The sequence below is a fragment of the Tissierella sp. QWL-11 genome (assembly GCF_058683765.1).
Map to the genome: position 1 here is coordinate 1,152,897 of NZ_CM178750.1, position 19,972 is coordinate 1,172,868.

Annotated in this window: 16 protein-coding genes; 13 read left to right on the plus strand and 3 right to left on the minus strand. The window is 33.0% G+C overall.

All coding sequences use genetic code 11. The features are described from left to right. Positions 1-5 precede the first annotated feature (5 nt). From glmL to AC4PG3_RS05525, 13 genes are all read left to right on the plus strand, one after another. Positions 6-1,379, plus strand: a complete 1,374-nt coding sequence (gene glmL, locus AC4PG3_RS05465; protein WP_492198053.1) for a methylaspartate mutase accessory protein GlmL — start codon at positions 6-8, stop codon at positions 1,377-1,379. Between the two features lie 543 nt (positions 1,380-1,922). Further along, the gene (gene ltrA / locus AC4PG3_RS05470; protein ID WP_492197765.1) at positions 1,923-3,338 is read left to right on the plus strand and encodes a group II intron reverse transcriptase/maturase; all 1,416 of its coding nucleotides are present in this window, start codon (positions 1,923-1,925) and stop codon (positions 3,336-3,338) included. A gap of 390 nt (positions 3,339-3,728) precedes the next feature. Next, positions 3,729-5,444, plus strand: coding sequence for an N-tau-methylurocanate hydratase (locus AC4PG3_RS05475; RefSeq protein WP_492198052.1), 1,716 nt, complete (start codon positions 3,729-3,731; stop codon positions 5,442-5,444). Between the two features lie 71 nt (positions 5,445-5,515). Further along, complete coding sequence (locus tag AC4PG3_RS05480) at positions 5,516-6,076, plus strand: cyclodeaminase/cyclohydrolase family protein (protein ID WP_492198054.1); 561 nt, start codon at positions 5,516-5,518, stop codon at positions 6,074-6,076. Positions 6,077-6,093: 17 nt separating this feature from the next. Next, entirely contained in the window at positions 6,094-6,972 is an 879-nt protein-coding gene (gene ftcD, locus AC4PG3_RS05485) for a glutamate formimidoyltransferase (RefSeq protein ID WP_492198055.1), read from the plus strand. A 23-nt stretch (positions 6,973-6,995) separates the two neighbouring features. Beyond that, positions 6,996-8,534 carry a histidine ammonia-lyase gene (gene hutH / locus AC4PG3_RS05490; RefSeq protein WP_492198056.1) on the plus strand — a complete coding sequence of 513 codons (1,539 nt, stop codon included), beginning with the start codon at positions 6,996-6,998 and terminating at the stop codon, positions 8,532-8,534. Between the two features lie 219 nt (positions 8,535-8,753). Beyond that, on the plus strand, positions 8,754-10,082 hold the full coding sequence (locus AC4PG3_RS05495; protein WP_492198057.1) for a Na+/H+ antiporter NhaC family protein: 1,329 nt from the start codon (positions 8,754-8,756) through the stop codon (positions 10,080-10,082). Positions 10,083-10,160: 78 nt separating this feature from the next. After that, the gene (hutI, locus tag AC4PG3_RS05500) at positions 10,161-11,402 is read left to right on the plus strand and encodes an imidazolonepropionase (protein ID WP_492198058.1); all 1,242 of its coding nucleotides are present in this window, start codon (positions 10,161-10,163) and stop codon (positions 11,400-11,402) included. A 196-nt stretch (positions 11,403-11,598) separates the two neighbouring features. After that, positions 11,599-12,747, plus strand: a complete 1,149-nt coding sequence (locus AC4PG3_RS05505) for an amidohydrolase (protein ID WP_492198199.1) — start codon at positions 11,599-11,601, stop codon at positions 12,745-12,747. 115 nt (positions 12,748-12,862) lie between these two features. Next, positions 12,863-14,272 (plus strand): YfcC family protein, encoded by a 1,410-nt coding sequence (locus AC4PG3_RS05510; RefSeq protein ID WP_492198059.1) that lies wholly within the window; start codon positions 12,863-12,865, stop codon positions 14,270-14,272. A gap of 136 nt (positions 14,273-14,408) precedes the next feature. Continuing rightward, positions 14,409-14,531, plus strand: coding sequence for a hypothetical protein (locus tag AC4PG3_RS05515; RefSeq protein ID WP_492198060.1), 123 nt, complete (start codon positions 14,409-14,411; stop codon positions 14,529-14,531). A gap of 122 nt (positions 14,532-14,653) precedes the next feature. Continuing rightward, on the plus strand, positions 14,654-15,871 hold the full coding sequence (locus AC4PG3_RS05520) for a M20 metallopeptidase family protein (protein ID WP_492198061.1): 1,218 nt from the start codon (positions 14,654-14,656) through the stop codon (positions 15,869-15,871). A 41-nt stretch (positions 15,872-15,912) separates the two neighbouring features. Next, positions 15,913-17,265, plus strand: coding sequence for an aspartate aminotransferase family protein (locus AC4PG3_RS05525; protein ID WP_492198062.1), 1,353 nt, complete (start codon positions 15,913-15,915; stop codon positions 17,263-17,265). Between the two features lie 60 nt (positions 17,266-17,325). On the opposite strand, the gene AC4PG3_RS05530 is transcribed toward AC4PG3_RS05525, so the two are convergent. The 3 genes from AC4PG3_RS05530 to AC4PG3_RS05540 form a co-directional block, all read right to left on the minus strand. After that, positions 17,326-18,270, minus strand: coding sequence for an IS3 family transposase (locus AC4PG3_RS05530; RefSeq protein WP_492198188.1), 945 nt, complete (start codon positions 18,268-18,270; stop codon positions 17,326-17,328). Then, entirely contained in the window at positions 18,183-18,719 is a 537-nt protein-coding gene (locus AC4PG3_RS05535; RefSeq protein ID WP_492196023.1) for a helix-turn-helix domain-containing protein, read from the minus strand. The genes AC4PG3_RS05530 and AC4PG3_RS05535 overlap by 88 nt, the downstream gene beginning before the upstream one ends. A 67-nt stretch (positions 18,720-18,786) precedes the next feature. Then, positions 18,787-19,971 carry a coenzyme F420-0:L-glutamate ligase gene (locus AC4PG3_RS05540; RefSeq protein ID WP_492198063.1) on the minus strand — a complete coding sequence of 395 codons (1,185 nt, stop codon included), beginning with the start codon at positions 19,969-19,971 and terminating at the stop codon, positions 18,787-18,789. Between the last annotated feature and the right edge of the window lies 1 nt (position 19,972).

Consider the following 19,972-nt stretch of genomic DNA (forward strand, 5'->3'; position numbering starts at 1 on the left):
GTATAATGGATTGCTATTTATTGATAGACTTTGGTAGCACTTATACCAAACTCACATTAGTAGATATAGAAAATGCCAAGATATTGGCTAAATCTAGCGCTAATACAACTATAGATACAAGCATATTAGATGGTTATGAAGAAGCCTACAATAAACTTATTAATAATTGCAGGGAAGATATAAACATAATAGAAAAATACGCTTGTTCATCAGCTGGAGGAGGCCTAAAAATGGTAGTAATAGGTCTTACTCCAGCTTTTACTGTAGAAGCTGGAAAGAAATCTGCTTTAGGGGCAGGAGCAAGAGTTTTAGATACATTTAATTACTTTTTAAAAGAGGAAGATATTGAAGAAATTAAAAGTTTAGACCCTGATATAATCCTTCTTACAGGTGGAGAGGAAGGGGGTAATAAAAAATATATTATTCATAATTCACAGATGATTGGAAAGATGGAAAAAAACATTCCAATAGTTGTAGCAGGAAATTCTTATGCTAATGAAGATGTGGCGAGAAATTTAGAAAATGGGAAAAAGGAATACTATATAACAGAAAATGTGATGCCTAATGTTAGTTCTATAAACCCAGATCCTGTACGTGAAACTATTCGTCAGATATTTATGAGGCAGATAGTAGTTGCTAAGGGTATGGAAGATGTAGAGAGTATAACTAAGAATATTCTTATGCCCACACCTATGGCTGTAACTAATGCGGCAAAACTTATATCTGAAGGAACTGATACACATAAGGGCTATGGAGATTTAATGATAGTAGATATAGGTGGAGCTACTACAGATATTCACACAGTATCAGAGCCTGTTAAGTCGCAAGGGATTTTTGTAGAAGGAATGGAAGAACCCTATGTAAAACGAACCGTAGAAGGAGATTTAGGCATGAGGTATTCTGCTGAAAGTCTTTTTGAGAATGTAGGAGAAGAATGCTTTTTAAAATATGATAATAAGATAGATGATATTGCCTATAGATGTAAATATAGGCATGATAATCCAGAATATATCTCAGATAATGAAAAGGAGAAAAATTTGGATAATATTATCGCCAATATTTGTGTTAATATGTCAATTGATAGACATTCTGGCATTTTTAGAGATTCATACAGAGGAGGCAAAGATGTATTAGTTCAAGATGGGAAAGATTTAAGATACATAAAAACCCTAATTGGAACTGGAGGAATTTTAGTAAATAGTGAAAATTATAAAAGTGTATTAAAAAATTATAAGTCGGAAGATCCACGTAAATTAAGCCCGGAAAATCCAAACTTATATCTTGATAAAAACTATATTATATCAGCTATGGGGCTTTTAAGTATGGTGGATAAAGATCTTGCTTTTGAGATAATAGAAAAAAGTATTTTTAATATATAATTTAAACCTTATGATTATAGAACTATTTATGGGTTTAAAAATTGTCATAAAAAACTAAGAAAGTAATATAGGATTTTTAAGAAAGATGTAAAAGCTATAAAAATATTTATTTTTATAGCTTTTATTGTGCGCCCAGCATGGACGCAAACTAGTCGGTGAAAGTCCGATACGGGGGTTGATAGTGCCAACCGTTAGCTTAAGACAAGGGTGTCCACTGTGAGGTGGAATCTGAAGGAAGTCGGCGGCAAAACTCCGGTCTGAGGTACACGAACTACATTTGAGGCTTGACCTTGTGGATGAGGTTGCAATACAAACCAAAGTCCTAAACTATCCGAAACAGGGGAAGTAAATGTAGCAGATATATGGAGAGAAAGTTTGTATTCTTACCTGGGGAGGTCTGATAGATAAGTCATAAAAGACTACGGTCTACATGACAAACTACATAGTGATATGTAACTGAATTATCAGAAGTCAGCAGAAGTCATAGTACAAGATTAATCATGATAATCTTGGAAGGACTGAACATTAGGGAGGTGAGTAAGTTTGGCAATCTCAACAAACATGAAAAGAATACAGAAAACCAAAGATTTGGGCTGGACTGTGGAAGTAGAGATGGAAACTCAAGGTAAACAGGGAGCGTATAGTGATTTGTCGGCGAAGTCAAATCTGAAAACCAAGTCGGGATTTAATACTGAAAATCTACTCGAAAAGATTGTAGATAAGAGAAATATCTTTGAAGCATACAAAAGAGTACTAGCTAACAAAGGAAGTAGTGGAATAGATGGAATGAGAGTAGATGAACTTCTAACCTACCTGAAAGAAAACTACGAAACTTTGAAAGCAAATCTGTTAGATGGAAAATACAAAGTACAACCAGTAAAAAGAGTAGAAATACCCAAACCCAATGGAGGCATAAGACTCCTTGGAATACCAACAGTAGTAGATAGATTAATCCAGCAAGCAATAAACCAAGTGATTAATCCGATATTCGATAGAGCATTTTCAAATAATAGCTATGGATTTAGACCAGGAAGAAGTGCACACATGGCTCTAAAACAAGCTCAAACATATATAAATGAAGGATACAAACAAGTTGTAGATATGGACTTAGAAAAGTTCTTTGACAATGTAAACCATGACATATTAATGAACTTAGTATCAAGAAAGATACAAGACAAAAGAGTATTAAAATTAATAAGGAAGTATTTAAACTCAGGGATAATGTTAAATGGTATAGCAGTCAAATCAGAACAAGGAGCACCCCAAGGTGGTCCTTTAAGCCCATTACTCAGCAATATATTACTTGATGAATTAGATAAAGAATTAGAAATAAGAGGACATAAATTCTGCCGTTACGCTGATGATTGTAATATCTATGTTAAAAGCACAAGAGCAGGAGAAAGAGTCCTTAAGAGCATCACTAAATTTCTAGGAAGAAAACTAAAACTAAAAGTAAATACTGAGAAATCAGCAGTATCTCCACTAACTAAAAGAAAATTTCTAGGATACAGTTTCTACTACTCAAAAGGTAAAATTAGATTTAGAACCCATAACAAGAGTTATGAAAGACTTAAAGAAAAGATTAGAAAGATTACTAATAGAAATATAAACATGAATTTTGATTATAGAATTAAGAAACTAAATGAAATAATTGTAGGTTGGGTAAATTACTTTAAACTGGCAGATATGAAGACTAAACTAACAGAACTAGACAAATGGGTACGAAGGCGACTTAGAGCTTGTGTATGGAAAACATGGAAACTAGGTAGAACAAGATTTAAGAATCTAATGAAACTAGGAGTACCTAAATACAAGGCTTGGGAGTATGCAAATACAAGGAAAAGTTACTGGAGAACATCAATTAGTCCAATACTAAGTAAAACCATAACTAATCAAAGACTGATTAGTCATGGTTTTAAAAGTTTATCTTCACAGTATGAAAAAGCTAGACTGTCTTAATGAACCGCCGTATACCGAACGGTACGTACGGTGGTGTGAGAGGACGGAAAATAAAATAATTATTTTCCTCCTACTCGATTGACAAAAAAAGATAAATTAAAAAATTATTTTACAAAGTTTGATATTAAAAAACAAAAAAATCAATATAGAAAAATAAAATGTGTATAAAATCTATACATCGTATAAAATTTATACACCATTCGCTTTAGCAGGGTAGCGAGGTTTATGTATAAATTTTATACAGGAACAAATCTGAAAAAAGAATTATAAAATGTGGAAACTTGCAATTATAGGACTTTTTTAAATTTTGAAACTTGGCATATTACTTGCAATATATATTGGCGTAAGAAGAAAAATAAAAAAATTTATATAAAAGAAAGGGGCAGTAAAATGGGCAAAGCAGAAGTTTTATATGAAGTTAAAGCTCAAAGAGGCGACAAATTAAGATGTAAAGGTTGGAGACAAGAAACAATTTTAAGAATGCTTGAAAATAATATGGAGAATGCAGAAATTCCAGAGTTGTTAGTAATTTATGGTGGTAATGGTAAATGTGCTAGAAACTGGGAATCATATCATGCAATAGTTAAATCATTAAAAGAATTAGAAAATGATGAAACTTTAGTAGTACAATCTGGTATGCCAGTAGCAGTATTTAAAACTCACGAAAGAGCACCATCAGTAGTTATGGCAACTACAAATATTATGAAAGCTGATTGGGAAACATTCTATGATTTACAAGATAAAAACTTAACAATATTTGCACAATATACAGCAGCTCCTTGGGAGTACATAGGAACACAAGGTGTAATCCAAGGTACATTTGAAACTTTATCAGCAATAGCAATTAAAAGATACAACAATGATTTAACAGGAAGAATCCTTCTAACTGCAGGAGCAGGAGGAATGGGTGGAAACCAAACTTGGGCTATGAAGATGCATGGTGGAGTTGCAATCGTAGTAGATGCAGATGAAAGGGTATTACAAAGACGTGTAGAAAAAGACTACATGGATGTAATAGTTCATACATTTGATGAAGCAAGAAAACTAGCAGAAGACTCAATAGCTAAAGGAGAAGTATTAGGTATAGGTCTAGTAGGAAATGCTGCAGATGTATACGAAGAAGCTCTAGCAAAAGGATTTATGCCAGACATAATAACTGAAATGTGTCCATGTCATGACCCAATATCCTATATACCATCAGGATACACTGGAGAAGAAGCAGATGAATACAGAGGAAGAGACAGAGAAGCTTATCTAAAAGATGCTAGGGAAACAATGAAGAGACAATTAAGAGTAATGAATAAGTTCTATGCAAAAGGTGTAGAAGTATTTGAATATGGTACAAGTATAAGAAAAGAGTGTAGAGACGCAGGAATGTCAGAAGAAGAAGCAATGACAATACCAGGATTCGTAGCAGAATATATAAGACCATTATTCTGTGAAGGTAGAGGACCTTTCAGATGGACTTGTATATCTGGAGATCCAGAAGATCTTAAGAAAACAGATGATCTTGCATTAGAAATTTGTAAAGGAGATCCACTAGTAGAAAGATGGATTAAATTAGCAAGAGCAAATCTTCCAATAGAAGGTCTACCAGCAAGAATTTGTTACATGGGCTTTGGACAAAGAAGAAGATTTGGTCTAGCAGTAAACGAATTAATCAGAAAAGGTGAGCTTAAAGGACCAGTTGCATTCTCAAGAGATAATCTTGACTCAGGTTCAATAGTAAACCCAACATTTGAATCAGAAAAAATGAAAGACGGCGGAGATTTAATCTCAGACTGGCCAATGTTAAATGGTCTATTAAACTGTGCTGCAATGTGTGACTTAATAGCTATTCAAGCTAACTACTCAATGGGTGAAGCGGTTCATACAGGAGTTACTATGATAGCAGATGGTACAGATGAAGGAGCATTTAGACTTGATAAAGCTCTAACAGTAGACTCAGGAATAGGAGTAATAAGACACGCTCAAGCAGGATATGAAATAGCAAGAGATGTAGCAAACGGAAAAGGAAAATTAACAGATGAAGGTATAAAAGTACCACTATGGTGGGAACCAGCTGACAAAGTAACATTTGGTCCAGAGGGAATGTATGTAAGATAAGATAAATAAAAAATTCTCGAGGGAATCACCATTTAAGGGGATTCCCTTGAGGTGAATAAAGGAGGATTCAAATGAGCTATATAGATGTGATGGATAAAATACTTGATAGCAATGATGTAACTGTAGGTGGGGGTTCAGCAGGGGCTATTTCAGGAGCTATGGCAGCTGGACTTATAGGTATGGTATCTAGATTATCTACAGGAAAAGGATATGCTCTAACTGATAGAGTTTACTTAGAACTTGCAGATGAACTAGATAAATTAGCAGCAGAGCTATTAAAAGGTGCTGAAAAGGATACAGAAGCATATTTATTAATAAAAAATGCTTTCAAACTTCCAAAGTCTACAGATGAAGAAAAAGAAAAGAGAAAAAAAGCTATAAGTGATGCAGGTATAGAGGCTGCTTTAGTTCCTAAATCAAATGCAGATAAGTGTAATAGGGTTTTCACAATAGCAAATATACTAGAAGGTAATTACAATGAAAACGCTGCATCAGACTTTATAATAGGAAAGAATTTAGCTCATTTAGGTATGCAAGGATGTATCTTAAATATAGAAGCAAATCTATCTCTTATAAAAGATAAGAGTACCAAGAGAAGTCTAGAAGATTATATAGATGAAAACAAAAAATAAATAGAGGTGTAAAACTGATGAAGTCATTATTGGCAGAAGTAAATATAAGTGAAGGTACAAATTTAGACGTAGTTAATGAAGTAAAGGAAGCACTTTTAGAGAAGGAAGATATAAGACTTATAGATTTAAATTCAGATAAAGATCATAATAGGACAGTTTTTACCTATAATGGAGAACCAGAAGCAGTACTTGAAGGCACTAAGAGACTTGTAAAAAAAGCAATAGAATTAATAGATATGACTAAACACAAAGGAAGCCATCCTAGAATGGGAGCTGTAGATGTTGTTCCTTTTATTCCTGTTAAGGATGTAACATCTGAAGAAGCAGTAGAAATATCAAAGAGATTTGGAAAGTTCCTAGGAGATTTAGGAGTTCCAGTATATTACTATGAAGATGCGGCTACAAAAGAAGACAGAAAATCCTTAGTAAAGATTAGAAAGGGTCAATATGAGGGTCTAGAAGAAAAAATGAAAGATCCAAATTGGATTCCTGATGAAGGTCCTAAAGAGTTTAATCCAAAGAGTGGAGCTACAGTTACAGGATCAAGATTTTCTTTAGTGGCTTTTAATATAAATTTAGATACACAAGATTTAGCTTCAGCTAAAAAGGTTGTAAAGGCAATAAGAGGAGCAAAAGGTGGCTATAAAAATGTAAGAGCAATAGCCCTTGATATTCCTGATAAGAAACAAGTTCAAATCTCAATGAACCTTGTACATTATAAAGAAACTCCAATTCATAGAGTATATGAAACTATAAAGTCAGAGCTAGGAAGATACAATATAAATATAGTAGATACAGAATTAGTAGGGCCAGTACCTTTAATGGCTTTAGAAGAGATTTTACAGTTTTATATAAAATTAAGTGATGATTTCTCAATGGAGCAAATTTATTTCTAGAATACAATTAGGAGGGGAAAATTTTGACAGATACAATTTATATAAACGGACACGATTTAACTATAGAAGATGTTGTTAATGTAGCTAGAAACCATACCAAAGTAGCATTAGATGAAAAGGCAAAAGAACAAATAGTGAAAGCTAGAACATATGTTGAAAAAGTTTTAAAAGAAGGAAAAGTTATCTATGGTATAAATACTGGATTTGGTAAGTTCAGTAATGTAGCCATAAGTGAAGAAGAATTAGACATACTTCAAAGAAATCTTATTTATGCAGATGCAGCAGGAATAGGAAAACCATTTGATACAGAAATAGTAAGGGTTATGATGATACTTCGTGCAAACGCTATTTCTAAAGGAAATTCAGGAGTATTTGTTGAAACAGTTCAAGTTTTACTTGATATGTTAAATAAGGGTGTACATCCAATAGTAAGAGAAAAAGGATCAGTAGGTTCTAGTGGAGACTTATGTCCACTAGCTCATATGGTACTTGTAATGATGGGTGAAGGAGAAGCAGAATACAAAGGAACAGTAATGAGTGGTAAAGAGGCTATGGAAAAAGCAGGTATCGAGCCTATAACTTTAAGGGCAAAAGAAGGTCTTGCTTTAATAAATGGAACTCAAGCAATGATGGGTGTAGGAGTCCTTGCTGTTCATGATGCAGATGTTATTATGAAATCAGCAGATATAGTAGCAGGTCTTACAGTTGAAGCACTAGAGGGAATAACAGATGCATATGATGAAAGAATTCATCTTGCAAGACCTCATAGTGGTCAATTAGATACTGCAAAAAATCTTTTGAAAGTAGTTGAAGGAAGTAGCTTTACAACAAAACAAGGAGAAAAGAGACTTCAAGATGCATATGGTATAAGATGTATACCTCAAATTCATGGTGCTAGTAGAATGGCTATAGACTATGTAAGAGGTGTAATTGAAACAGAAATAAACTCAGTTACAGATAATCCACTTATATTCCCAGACGGAGATAATCCAGCAGTATATTCAGGTGGAAATTTCCATGGACAACCAGTGGCAATTGCAATGGATACACTAGGCATAGCAATTTCAGAATTTGCAAATGTGTCTGAAAGAAGAATAGAGAGATTAGTAAATCCAGCTCTAAGCAATGGACTTCCAGCATTCTTAGTTAAAAAAGGTGGATTAAACTGTGGATTTATGATTCCTCAGTATGCAGCAGCTGCAGTAGTTAGTGAAAACAAAGTTCTTGCACATCCTGCAAGTGTTGACTCTATACCTACTTCAGCAAATCAAGAGGACCATGTATCTATGGGAACTATAGCTGCAAGGAAAGCTAGACAAATTATAGAACATGCACAAAGCGTATTAGGTATAGAGCTTATGAGTGCATCTCAAGCTATAGACCTTAGGGAAAAAGGAACTTTAGGACAAGGTTCACAAATAGCTTATGATGTTTTAAGAAATAAAGTTACATTCATGGAAGAAGATAGAGTATTCTATCATGATATGGACAAGTCTAAAGAAATTATAGCAACAGGAGAATTATTAAATACAGTAGAATCTAAGATAGGAAAATTAAAATAATATTGTATAATATTATATTATATGTTCAATTAAGCCCTAAATAGATTTTTATAATTATTGAGAGGCGAAGGCTTCTCAATAATTTTTTAAAATAAAACTAATACAATCATCTTTTTATAGGTCTATTTTCGCTATGATTTTTCAGATAATTTATAACATATCAAATATTTTCAACATAAGAAAAGTATAAAAGGATGGTTATAAAAAAGGAGAGATGTCATGTTAACAAATCCAGTATTAATATCAGTTCTTGTAATGTCCGTATTATCTTTATTGAAACTTCATGTACTACTATCGTTACTTATTGCGGCTATTGTTGGTGGACTTATGAGTGGAATGGGTTTTGGCGGGACAATGGAAGTGTTAATCGGAGGGATGGCTGGTAATGCAAATACAGCTCTTAGCTATGTGCTTTTAGGTTCACTAGCAGCTGCAATGGAAATGACAGGTGCTGCTAGGGTATTATCAGTAAAAATCGGAAATATAACTAAAGGAAATAAATTTGTGTTGGTGATATTAGTTCTTTTAGTTTCTATAGCTTCAGGAACAGTAATTCCTGTCCATATAGCTTTTATACCTATTTTAATTCCACCTTTATTATCTGCTATGAATAAGATGAAAATGGATAGAAGAATGCTTGCAGTAACCTTTGGATTTGGTCTTAAGGCACCTTATCTTACTATTCCAATAGCATATGGGGCAATATTCCATGGACTTGTTAGAGACTCTATGGCAGCAGCTGGATTAGAAGTAGACTTAAGTATGATATGGAAGACTAACTGGATAGGCGGTTTAGCTATGCTTATAGGTTTTGTACTAGCTCTTATCCGTTATAGTAAACCAAGAGAATATGAAATGGCTGAAAGTGGAGAGATCGGCGGAGCTGTTTCTAGTGATGGAGAATTGATTAGTTATGAAGATGTGAAATTAGAATCAGCTCATATATTCTCAGTTGTTGCAGGTGTAGCAGCTTTAGTAGTTCAATTATTAACTGGTTCATTACCATTAGGTGCATTAACAGGATTAATAATCATGATAGTGTCTAGATCTATAAAGTGGAATGAAATAGAAGAAATGTTAAACGGCGGAATTAGGATGATGGGACTTATTGCATTTGTAATGTTAGTTGCTGCAGGATATGCAAGTGTAATTAATGCAACGGGAGGAGTTCCACAATTAGTAGACTCAGCTGTAGCAGCTCTTGGAAGCAGCAAATTAGTTGGAGCAACAGTTATGGTAGTATTGGGGCTATTAATTACTCTAGGTATAGGGACTTCTTTTGGTACAGTTCCAGTAGTAGCAGCTATCTATGTACCATTAGCTTTAAAATTAGGATTTTCAGCACAGTCAATAATTCTTTTAATATCTGTAGCGGCTGTATGTGGAGATGCAGGTTCTCCTGCTTCAGATACTACATTAGGACCGACATCTGGACTTAATGCAGATGGACAACATGATCATATCTGGGATACTTGTGTACCACAATTTGTTACTTACAATATACCTTTAATGATAGCAGGGGTAGTAGGAGCTATGATACTAGGTTAATAAAAAAACAATATATCAGATGGATTTTTTCCATCTGATTATATTTAATAATGGGAATAAGTAGGAAGGATGATTAATATGCCAAAATTAAAAGCAGATTTAATAATAGAAAATTGCTCACAGCTTTTGACCTGTAAAAAAGATAGTAAGGATTTAATAGGATTAGAAAAAGATATGTTCATAGGTATTAAGGATGAAAAGATAATTTTTATAGGCTCAAAAGATAAATATCAAGAACAAATAGATAATAATAATGCGAAAATTATAGATGGAAGGGGCAAGGTTGTACTTCCAGGCTTTGTAGATTGTCATACACATCTAGTCTTTGGAGAATCTAGAATAGATGAATATGTGGCAAAACTTACTACGACTGATGTAAATGAGATTAAGAAAAAAGTACCTGTTATAGGACTAGATAGTTCAATTCAATCTACTAGAAATGCAAGTTTTGACACTCTTTTAGAAGAATCCATAGTAAAAGTCAATAAGATGTTAGAAGGTGGTACTACTACTATGGAGATAAAGAGTGGATACGGTATAGATAAAGACACAGAAATAAAACAATTAGAAGTAATAAAAGAATTGAAAAACAAGGTCCCTATAACTTTATTTGCAACATATTTAGGAGCACATTTTTGGGACAAGGATATGGGGAAAGAAAAATACATTAAATTTATCATAGAAGAAGTAATGCCAATAGTTCAAGAAAAAGACCTAGCACAGTATTGTGATGTATGGTGTGATGATGGATTTTACACTGCAGAAGAATCTAAAATTATATTAGAAGCAGCTAGAAAATATGGAATGAAGTCAAAAATCCATACAGATTGTTATTCTGATATAGGTGGCTCAGATTTAGCAGCAGAGATTGGGATGACATCAGCAGATCACCTGAATTTCACTACAGAAAGTTCTATGAAGAAAATGGCAGAGAAAAATGTAGTTGGAGTAGTAATACCAGGTACTGATTTTTCTGTGAGTCATCCAAAACCATTTAATCCTAGACCTATGTTAGACGCAGGTATGACCCTTGCAATTGCAACAAATTTAAATCCTGGCAACTGGATGGAGTCTATGCAACTTAGCATAGCTATGGGGTGTAAAAACCATGCTATGACTCCAGAGGAAGCAATAAGAGCGACAACTTATGGAGGGGCTTGTGGACTTGACTCAGAAGATAAATATGGAACATTAGAAGTAGGAAAATATGCAGATATTCAAATTTGGGATACGGATGATTATAGAGATGTAGCATATAAATTAGGAGTAAATCTGGTAGAAAAGGTAATAAAACATGGAGAATTAGTAGTAGAGAGATAAAAATATATTTGGCAAACTTCGCAGAATGAGTACTACACAAAAATTCTTAATGATATTGCTTGGAAGCCGGTTGTAAAATCATAATTAGGCTTTTATTTTCACTCTTTATCAGAGACAGTAGGTAATGAAAAAGAGTTAAGAGAGGATTGATATAATGGGAAATAATATTGAAGAACTTATCAAACAGGCAGTAGAAATGCATTATTCAAAGGCGGTTGAATTAAGTGATGACTTAGCTGCTCATCCTGAGCTCTCTAATAAAGAGTATAAGTCGAGTGGAAAAATTGTTGATATATTGCGAGAGGGTGGCTACCAAGTGGAATACCCCTATCTAGGCTATGATACTGCATTTCGAGGTATTCTTGACAATGGAGATGGTCCATCTATCGCAATACTTGTGGAATATGATGCTCTACCAGATATTGGTCATGGATGTGGACACAATGTACATGGTTCAATGTCGTTGTTATCAGCACTGGCATTGGTAGAACTTAAGGATCAATTTAAAGGAAAGATATGTGTAATAGGAACTCCTGGTGAAGAAGAAGAAGGAGCGAAAATAGGAATGGCTAATGAGGGAGTATTTGATAAAATGTCCCTTGCTATTATGATGCATAGTTGGAGTGGTAAAAATAGTATACCAAATATGGATGTGCTTAGTCTAAGATGTTATATTATAGAGTTTTTTGGACACACAGCACATGCAGTTGCTGCGCCATGGAAAGGAAAGAGTGCTCTTGCATGCGCACGAAAATTTTTAGATTTAATTGATGCTCGACGTGAATGTTTTACATCGGATATTCATGTTAATGGAGTAATTTTAGATGGGGGTCGTGCTCCAAATATTATTCCAGACTATAGTAAAATAAGGTTGGAGTTTCGAACTGATTCAATGTCAAAGTTGGAAAAAGTAGATGATATGATAATTAAATGCATGAATGGAGCTGCACTTGCTTTAGATTGCAAAGCTACAAAAAAATATGGATTTGATGATTTTGCAGATATGGTACGTGTTGAATCACTTGAGAATGAAATTACTAAAATTCTTAAAGGTCTAGATAAAAAGGTTACTCCAGTTTTACAACCAAATGGATCATCAGATATGGGTAATGTTAGTTATCGTTGTCCTTCCATCCAACCATTATTTCCTATAACAGAGGATAAATTTTCATTGCATACTAAAGATTTGGCAGATGCAACTATCAAACCAGAAGCACATGAAGCAATAGCTTGTGGTGCAAATGCAATTGTGCAGTTATCACTAAAGGTACTTAATGATGATATATACAGAAAATCAGTATATGATTCTTTTATTGAACAGCGAGATATTAAACAAAAGATGTAAGGTATAACAATATTTGCAAATTTATATTTTATTAAAATTTATTGTCTATAACTTAAATGTCACTTGATAATTTTTTTATGTTTTTTGTTAGTAAAAAATTGGAAGGAGAATATATATGAGTGATAAAACAGTTCAAGCAAAGAAAAAAAGAATAAAGATGCCACATATTTATGTGCTATTAGTATTGATAATTTGTATTGCTGCAATTGCATCATGGATATTACCAGCAGGAGAATTTGAGCGTGTAGCAAATGAAACAGGGCGAATGGTTGCAGTTCCAGGGACTTATCATTTAGTAGAATCAAGTCCAGTTGGACCATTTGAAATGATAAGATCAATATATGTAGGATTAGTAGACTCAGCTTCAGTATCATTTTTTGTATTTATTTCTTATGCATCTATTGGGTTAATAATTTCTAGTGGGGCTTTTAATGGGCTTGTAGCATTTTTATTAAAAATATTAAAGGGAAAGACTAGAGTAGTTATTATTCCTATATTTATAACTATAATTGGGATAGCATCTTCTACCATTGGAGTATTTGAGGAGATGTTTCCATTTATACCTATATTTGTAGGAATTTCAATAGCTATGGGATACGATGCAATTGTTGGACTAGCCATTGTTGCACTAGGGGCAGGGCTTGGATACTCTGGTGCTGTTATGAATCCATTTACTGTTGGGATGGCACAAAGTATTGCTGAAGTTCCACAGCTTTCTGGTATTGGATTCCGTATTTTTTCTCATTTAGTTATGATTGCTGTTGCTTCATTTTTTACTATTAGATATGCACTTAAAGTTCAAGATGATCCAACATCTAGCTTGGTTTATGGCGATGATTTTAGTCATATATCCATGAACAAAGAAAATGTGGAAGATTATCCATTTGGTATACGTGAAAAATTAGTTTTATTCACACTAGCTATAGGTATAGGAGTTATTGTATATGGAACTAAAACCCAGGGATGGTACTTTGAAGAACTTTGTGCTGTGTTTTTAATGATGGGGATTATAAGTGCTGTTTTTATGGGTTGGAGTCCTAATGTTATTGCAGAGAAGATGGCGAAAAGTTTTTCAGATATTGCAATGGCATGTATTATGATAGGATTAGCACGCGGTATTTTAGTTGTCTTAACTAGTGGAAAGATAATTGATACTGTTGTTTATGGAATGTCTATTCCATTATCTACTTTACCACGCTGGTTGGCAGGGGAAGCTATGTTATTAGTCCAACTTTTATTAAATTTTTTAATTCCATCTGGTTCAGGACAAGCGGTTACAAGTATGCCAATTATGGCTCCTTTAGCAGATTTGCTTAGTCTACCAAGACAGATTGCAGTTCTTGCATTTCAATTTGGTGATGGATTATCTAATATACTTTGGCCTACAGCATTTGCACCTATTATTTCTGGTATAGCAGGTGTAAAAGTGGAAAAATGGTGGAAATGGTTCATTCCAGTGTTTGGAGCTTTATTCTTAACACAATGTATATTAATGGCAATTGCAATAGCAATTGGATGGCATTAATTTCCATAAATGACTCAATATCTAAGGTATATTTATATTTAAGATGCTTTAGAGTGTACAATAAATAGTAAAAGTAGCTATTCGATACTATAAGTTATTTATGATACAGTATTTGAATTAAAATAAGGAAGAATTTTTGAAGAATTATAAAATTTATAGAATAGGATTAAGTGAGTTTGTATCTTATTTTAAAATAAGATTATATAAATTTGCAGATATATTGATGATTATAAAAACATTAAACTTAAATTTAACTTAAAATAATTATTGAAGGATTTACAACAGTTACATTTGGATCTGTATTCTTAGCAGGATTCTTAGTAAATTTATTGTAGTTTAGTCTTTGTATGAAAAATATTTTCAAGTGAAAGGATGATATTAGTGAAAATTGATCCAAAAAATATTTTAAATAAGGCAGAGATAGTGCAAAGTACAATAGTTGAAAATAGAAGATATCTTCATCAAATTCCAGAAGTTCATGTAAATTTGCCAAAAACTAGAAAATTTGTAATGGATAAATTAAAACAAATGGGTTTAGAGCCAAAGGAGTTAGGAGATGGAGTAGTAGTAAACATTGGAAATCCAAATAAGGGAAAAACAATTTTATTGAGGGCAGATATGGATGCTCTTCCCATAGAAGAAGTAGTAGATATAGAGTTTAAATCTAAAAACAAGGCAATGCATGCTTGTGGTCATGATATTCATACTAGTTCTCTTTTAGGAGCAGCAAAGATATTAAAAGAAATGGAAGCTGAGATTCATGGAAATATAAAGTTGATGTTTCAACCAGGAGAAGAAACTCTAACAGGAGCAAAGCAAATGATTCAAGCGGGAGTTTTAGAAGATCCTAAGGTGGATGCAGCTATGATGATTCATGTATTTACTGGCTTAGAGATAGAGCCAGGGACTATATTAATCCCAAAGTCAGGTGCAGCATCAATGGCACCAGATGAATTTCATATTAATATTCAAGGAAAAGGTGGGCATGGAGCAATGCCACAAGAATCAGTCGATCCCTTAAATATTGCTGCTCATACACATATAGCTTTACAAGAATTAATAAGTAGAGAAATTAAACCAGGTGAAAAAGCACTTTGTGTAGTAGGAAAAATGGCTGGTGGCGAGGCTTCAAATGTTGTACCAGATACAGCAAAATTAGTAGGATGTATTCGAACAATAGATAAAGATACAAGAGAATTTTTAAAACAAAGACTAATAGAAGTGAGCCAAGGAGTAGCAAAGACATTTAGGGGAGAAGCTACTGTAGAATACACTCTAGAATGCCCATCTGTAGTTAATGATGAAGAAATGAGAGAATTAGGAATTAAATACGCTGAAGAATTGCTAGGCAAAGAAAATGTAAAACCTCTAAGCTTAGTTATGGATGGTGGTATGTTAAATGGATCGGAGGATTTTGCTTTTTTAAGTGAAAAAGTTCCCTCCTTTATGTCAATGTTATCCATGGGAAATTCTAAGGATGGTTATAAATACATCCATCATAATCCAAATACAAAATTTGATGAATCTATGTTTTATAGAGGAACAGCTTACTATGTATACTATGCTTTAAAATGGCTTGAAGAAAATAATAGCTTATAGAAATATTTATATGAAACAAATCAATTCAAGGGGGATTAGATTTGAAGGATAAATATATTAAGAGTGAAGCAATAGTAAAAGAAGATGAAAAGACTATATCCATATCTTCTAGAGCTTCTTACTTTCCATTTGTAATGAAAAAAGGTAAAGGTTCTATAGTAGAGGATATGGACGGAAATGAATATATAGATTTATTTAGTAGTTCTGCTGTATTAAATACAGGGCACAGTCATCCTAAAATTATAAAAGCTATAGAAAATCAAATACATCAATATATACATTTTTCAAATGATTATATGTATTCAAAGCCTCAAGTAGATTTAGCAAAAAAATTAATCGAAATAACTCCAGGGGATTTTGAGAAAAAGGTAGCCTTTGGATTTTCAGGTTCAGATGCAATAGATGGAGGTATAAAGATGGCAAGGTCTTTTACTGGCAGACCTAAAGTTGTTTCCTTTACAGGTTCTTATCATGGCTCTACCTATGGAGCGATATCAGTAAGTGCCATTAGTTTAAATATGAAGAGAAAAATAGGACCATTGCTTCCTGAAGTATTTCATCTTCCCTATCCAAATTGTTTTAGATGTGAATTTAATGAAAAAGTTGAGACTTGTCATAGAGAATGTTTTAAGTTTTTCTTAAATGCCTTTGAAACTTATATTCCTAGCGAAGAAGTAGCTTGTATAATAATAGAACCTATAGCTGGAGATTTGGGATTTGTAAAGCCACCTCAAGACTATATGGACAAACTCTATAAATTTTGTAAAGAAAAGGGAATATTATTTGTAGTAGATGAAGTACAACAAGGATTTGGAAGAACTGGTAAATGGTTTTCCATAGAACACTTTGGAATAGAGCCAGATATTATAGCTATGGGAAAAGCTATGGGTTCAGGACTACCTATAAGTGGCTTAGTTGTAAGAAGAGAAATAGTTGATTCACTAGAGATGCCAGCTCATTTATTTACGATACAAGGTAATGCAACATGTGCTGCTGCAGCTATATCTACTATAGATATAATAAAAGATGAAAATCTACTAGAAAATGCTGTGGAAATTGGAAAGATAATTACTAATAGATTTTATAATATGCAAAAAAAATATTTGGTAATTGGAGATATACGTGGAGAAGGTTTATCGATAGGAGTAGAATTAGTAAAAGATAGAACTACATTGGAAAAAGATAAATTAGCAGCTATTAAAATTTGCCATAGGCTTTGGGAAAAGGGTGTACTGTTAATATTTTTAGCGGAGAATGTATTAAGAGTTCAACCTCCATTAGTAATAACAAAAGAAGAAGTGGAAACAGCTTTAGATATCATTGAGGATACTATAAAAGAATATGTAAATGGTGAGATATCAGATAAGGCTTTGGAAGTTGTAAAAGGATGGTAATAAAAAATGAAGTCCAATTTGATGTGAACCCTTTAATCCGGACTTTCGGATAATATTTAATTATGCGGCTTGTTGCCTATACTCAATAGGTGACAGGCCGTTTAATTTCTTCTTTATTCTTTTGTTATTATACCAGTTAATATATTCTGTAATCTTTTTCTCTAACTTCTTAATGGATGTAAATTTTTCTCCATAGTACATTTCTTGCTTCAATATCCCAAAGAAATTTTCCATTGGAGAGTTATCTATACAATTTCCTCTTCTAGACATACTTTGTTCAATATTTCTCTTTTTTAATCTTTTCACCCATTGAGCATGCTGATAATGAAAGCCTTGGTCAGAGTGAATTGTTAATTGATGCTTCTTAGGAAGCTTTTTAAGAGCATTATCTAAGGCATCCGTTGTAAATTTTACTGTAGGAGCTGTAGATAGATTAAATGAAATTATTTCGTTGTTAAAAAGATCCATAATAGGTGATAGATACAGTTTTTGATTACTGCCTTGGATTTTGAATTCAGTTACATCTGTAACCCATACTTTATTAGGAACTGTTACTTGGAATTGCCTATTTAATTTATTCTCTGCTATCTTTCCAACTTCACCTTTAAAAGAACTATAACCTCTAGATCTTCTGGAAAATTTTATGCACTTCATATCATTCTCTTTCATGATTCTATATACTCTTTTATGGTTTATCTTTAAGTCCTTTTGTTTTAGAGCAATGGTAATTCTTCTGTATCCATAAGTTTCATTTGATTCTTCAAATATATTTCTAATAATATTTATCAATTTTAACTCTTCTTTGTTAACTGTTTCTAGTTTTTCTACCCATTCATAGAATGAACTTTTGGGCAAGTTAGCTATCTTAAGCCAGATTCTCAATTTGATTGAAGGGAATTTCTGCCTTAATTCCATTATTACTTTCGTTTTTTCCTTGTTTTTTGCTCTCTTTTTTGGACTAAGGCTTTTAGCTTTTTTTCGTATGCTAAGCTCGCTCTCAGAAATTCATTTTCTTCTCTTAATTTAATTAATTCTTCTTTATCGCTTTTGGTGAGATTTAAAGCATCTTTTTTCTTCTTGTTTTCAGACATAGTACTAGGCCTCCCAATCGACTTATTAAGCCCTTCGAAGCCTTCATCTAAGTATTGCCTTTGCCAATTAGCAATCGTACCCTGATTGCTAATACCAAAGTGATTAGCAGCTTCTCTGTAAGAGCAATTATGGTATTGCCTATATTGTAATACACGTAGCTTAAATTCTCCAGAGTAAAAAGTTTTTGTAGATTTTATTTTTAGTCCTTCTTCTCCGTAGCTTTCATAATTTTTAACCCAATCCCTAACTCGACTAAAATTTGTTATAGCGTATTTTTTTGCTATAGATTCATAACCACCTGTTTCTCCACTTAAATAATCTTTCACTACTTCTAACTTAAACTTAAATGAATATTTAGACATGATAAAACCCCCTAAATCCGTGTCCGGATTTGGGGGGTAACATCAATTGGACTTCATTTTTTTATTTCTATTCACTTGCATAGTTATCAAAATAACCTTGTACCAGGACAACTGGAGTACCTTTATCACCACTACCACTGACTAGGTCACATAGACTACCTATTAAATCTGTAATTTGTCTTGGAGTAGTTCCTAGGGATTCTACATTTGCTAAAAGATCTGTATCTTTGGTATAGATTTTCTTTTTAACTGCAGACATTATCTCCTCTTTATCTAATTCACTAAACTCTGTATCTACTATATATTTCAATTTAAGCTCATTAGGTGTACCTTTTAGACCATCTGTATACCCTGGTGATACTTCTGGATCAGCTAATTCCCAAATCTTACCTATAGGGTCTTTAAAAGCCCCATCACCATAAATCATAACTTCTATATTTTTTCCTGTTTTTTCGATTATTAATTTTTGGATTTCTTCTACATAGTACTTGTTATTTCTTGGGAATAGCTTAACTTCATTCTCGGAAGCTAAATTAGAACCAAGTAAACCATAGTCTTCATTATATCCACTGCCATCTACAGAGGAAGATAATATATCATCTAATCCAAATACTATATTAGCACCTGCATTTTTTAAGATTCTCTTTGTTCTATGTCTTTCATGGATATTTGCTACTAATACATCTTTAGTATATTTTAATATGTCTTTAGGATCATTTGAAAAGTATATTTTTATATTTCCATTACCTATTTCCTTATATAAATCTACATAATCAATACCAGTGAAAGGATGGACTACTTTTTCTCCAAACATCTTTCTATATTCATTTTCATCAAAGCTATCAGAATATGGATTAATATTTAATTCATCCATTTTATCTATACTCATCAAATGGTTTCCAACTTCATCGGAAGGATAGCTAAGTAAAAGGTGAATTTTTCTGTTACTCTTAACAATTCCTTTTAACAATATAGAAAACCTATTTCTACTTAATATAGGAAATACAATACCTATTTCATCAGGAAATTTATTTGCTATATCCTTTCCAATTGCATCGATATGAGCATAATTTCCTTGGGCCCTTGCTACTAAGGACTCTGTTATCCCAATAACGTCTTTATCTCTTAATTGGAAATTCTCTTCTTTAGAGGCCTCTAGCACAGAGTCTACAACTATTTGTATAAGGTCATCTCCTTCTTTTACAATAGGTGTTCTTATTCCTCTTGCTATGGTTCCTACAGTTCTATGCATA